Below are 3058 nucleotides of genomic sequence, written 5' to 3' on the forward strand. Positions count from 1 at the left end.
ATGGGGAATGGGGAATGGGTGAGAAGAGAAGCGGGGTAAGTTATTGAAAAAAGAAGTATTGATTATTGATGAATTCCCAATGCCCAATTCCCAATTCCCTAATTCCTAATGTCCAATTTTCAGATACCTGAAAAATCGTACACTATAATGTCATACGCTGGGGGTCAAGTGGGAATCAAGGCTGAAGCTTCGTCCTTTGTTGACGATAATTAGAATCTAAACCAAGCTAGAAAAGGTATTACATTCAGAAATGAGGTGAATTAACTTATGTTTTAAAACTTTGATTTCAATATAGGGAAAACTTTGAGTAGAAAGAGTTAAGTAATGTATATATCAGGTAGTCATGCTACTGCTATAAGTCTAATGCTCAAGTCTTGGCTACTGATCTTAAATTTGTTTTATCTAGTCTGTTGGAACCGCACAAGGTATTTATAGAATGAATGTCTCAGCAAGTTTAACGCCGTTCAACAGTCCAACTCAAGATTCATTGCCGACGATTTTGGACACTTTGCCAGATCCTGCGATCGCTTCCAAGACTTGTCCTCGGAGAACGCGGTTGCAAATTGACCTGATTTTATTGGCAATTGAAGCTTTAGAGCTTGGTGGTTCGGAAGCAATCTTGAGTTTTGCTCAAGAGTTGGATCTCAAAGGAATTGTTAAAGACAGGGTGAATTTATGGCGGATGCGTAGCTCTAACCCGCTACGGAGAGCGCATATCCGCCGTCCCTTAAGTATCATGGAAGCAAAAGCTCTGGTAGTCATTGCTTGCTACATAGCGCGGCGTTTAACTGTTGTCATTCGCCAGTTATTAATGATATGTCAACAAATGGAAGAAAAGCAGATTCCATTGGAACAGAATTTGCGTCTATCTAATTACCTAGAGCGGTTTAGAGCGCATTTTAAAAGCCGGATGAATGCCCGACGTTCTGGTGTACTAGCATTAACTTCTGATGAAAAATTAGATGAGCTAGCTATAAATTTGTTAGGACAATTACTATTTTGTACTGGTACAGCTGGAATGCAGCGATTCTGGATTAGTCTTTTTGACGGTGAAGTGGAATGAATATTCAACGTAAGTACAGTCTACCTAATTGTACACTGCTTTTAGAAGGGTTAAGTGATGTCACTAGGGCTGCACACTTCCAGGAAATGCGCCCGGAATTATCAATATTGGTAAATGCAGAATGCTATTTATCTGGTTATAATCAGCCCCTAACGGGAGGGCGGGAATTTTTTGAAAGTTTGGTGAGGGCTGTTAGTGGGTATGCCCAAGAATTTTTAAGTAGTGTACCTAATCCCCAAGCACACAATCAGGAATCGGAGCTAGTAGAGTTTCGGAAAGTTGACAGCAACCGACATAGATTAATCATACATTCCGAAGGAACTCCAGAGGGATTCGATCACTCTAACAATTCCAAACGTCCGCCAATTGAAATAGATTTGAATACGGTGCAGTTGTTCGATTTAGTAGAAGCAGTGGATCAGTTTTTTGCTGATACCCAAACTTTACCTGAACTTTCTCTAGAACTACAACCAGTTACCAGACGCTATGGCGGTGCTAGTCAAGCTTTGGTTAGGCAGGCTGTACCTGCTGCCGTGGGTGTGTCAAGTTTAGCAGTAGCTGCGATCGCCTTTAACTTGATTCCACCTCCCCAACTGCGTCCACCACAGCCAACAACAGATGAGCAAAGTAGCTCTACAATAAACAATATCACTCCTCCAGCATCAGCAGCTGCAACACCCATCGCTACGGCAAGGCCCACACTAACGCCTACAGCTAATGGAAAGCCGGCAGTTAAAGATTTAGAAGCACTTTTAAATACAGTTCCAGAAATTACCGATCCATCCCAGTTACGTGCATTGAATCGTCAAGTTTACAACCAAGTTCATCCAGCTTGGACTAATCGCTCAGGATTGCAACAAGATTTGATCTATCGTCTGGGTGTAGCTGCGGATGGAGCGATCGTCGGTTATAAAGCAGTAAATAAAGAGGCAAATTTAGGAGTAGGTCAAACTCCTCTGCCGAACGTACTTTACAATCCAGCTACCCGCCCTCCCATTTCCAATGAACCGATCGCTCAATTTCGAGTAGTATTTACTACCCAAGGGGTGCTGCAAGTTAGCCCTTGGCGGGGATATGCTAGAACACCAGAGGTAGTGGGTGCAAAAATTGCTGACTCTAATATAGTCAAAAATTTAAACCAAAAGCTTTATACTACAGTTCGGCAAACTTGGAGTGGCAAACCCACCTTTACGCGAGATTTGAAATATCGGGTAGCAGTCAACAAAGATGGTGTAATTGCTGATTATGAACCACTCAACCAAGTTGCATTTGACTATTTTCGGGAAACACCTCTTCCGAAGATGTTCAATGCTATCTACGGTTCCAATGTAGCAGCTCCCAACGATAAACAACCTCTCGCCCATTTCCAAGTGATATTTAAACCTAGTGGCACGCTTGAAGTTACGCCTTGGAAGGGATATCAGTAATTGGGAATGGGGAATGGGGAATGGGGAAAAGAATTAATTTCTATTCTCTATTTCCTATGGATTTTAGATAAGCATTAAGCTTGGGTAAGAGTTCATCAAGAATTGGTTTAAATTTACTTACCTGTCCGTTTGTCAATAATTGTCTAGCATAGGCTAACCTCAGCCAACTGATAGTTTCATACAAAGACCCTCTGGCAATCTTGACAAAACGTCGATTGTCTTGATAGTTGTACCTACCTTTACCTTCTGCGATGTTCGCACAAACACTATCAGCAGACCGAACAATTTGCTTACCCAGTGTATCTTTAGTGAAATTGTCCCATTCTTTAACAATGTGCCAAATTTCATTAGCCAGCTTTTCAGCAAGTTGATAAACTTCTAAGTCCTCAAAATCAGGTCTTCCCACAAAAGTCCATTGATCATTTATTGATCAATAGTTCCCAATTCCCAATTCCCAATTCCCAATTCCCAATTCCCAATTCCCAATTCCCAATTCCAAATTCCCACTTACCTATTCCCAATTCCCAATAACCAATACCCAATAACCAAGACAACCCCCGAATAAAAT

Annotated in this window: 3 protein-coding genes; 2 read left to right on the top strand and 1 reads right to left on the bottom strand. The window is 41.5% G+C overall.

Features of this window, described 5'->3' with window-relative positions:
* Positions 1 to 436: 436 nt before the first annotated feature.
* Both G1O98_RS37630 and G1O98_RS37635 read left to right on the top strand, forming a co-directional pair.
* A complete protein-coding gene (locus G1O98_RS37630) occupies positions 437 to 1063 on the top strand; it encodes a DUF3038 domain-containing protein (protein ID WP_163939475.1) in 627 nt (208 codons plus the stop codon).
* Complete coding sequence (locus G1O98_RS37635) at positions 1060 to 2490, top strand: DUF4335 domain-containing protein (protein ID WP_163939477.1); 1431 nt, start codon at positions 1060 to 1062, stop codon at positions 2488 to 2490. Before G1O98_RS37630 ends, G1O98_RS37635 begins: the two co-directional genes overlap by 4 nt.
* A 40-nt stretch (positions 2491 to 2530) precedes the next feature.
* On the opposite strand, the gene G1O98_RS37640 is transcribed toward G1O98_RS37635, so the two are convergent.
* Positions 2531 to 2896, bottom strand: coding sequence for a four helix bundle protein (locus G1O98_RS37640; RefSeq protein ID WP_163939479.1), 366 nt, complete (start codon positions 2894 to 2896; stop codon positions 2531 to 2533).
* Positions 2897 to 3058 lie beyond the last annotated feature (162 nt).

Source organism: Nostoc sp. UIC 10630 (genome assembly GCF_010747425.1).
Taxonomy (GTDB): domain Bacteria; phylum Cyanobacteriota; class Cyanobacteriia; order Cyanobacteriales; family Nostocaceae; genus Nostoc.

Excerpts from the sequence above, each read along its gene's own strand:
- G1O98_RS37630 (WP_163939475.1), top strand. The coding sequence starts at position 437 with ATGAATGTCTCAGCAAGTTTAACGCCGTTCAACAGTCCAACTCAAGAT.
- G1O98_RS37635 (WP_163939477.1), top strand. The coding sequence starts at position 1,060 with ATGAATATTCAACGTAAGTACAGTCTACCTAATTGTACACTGCTTTTA.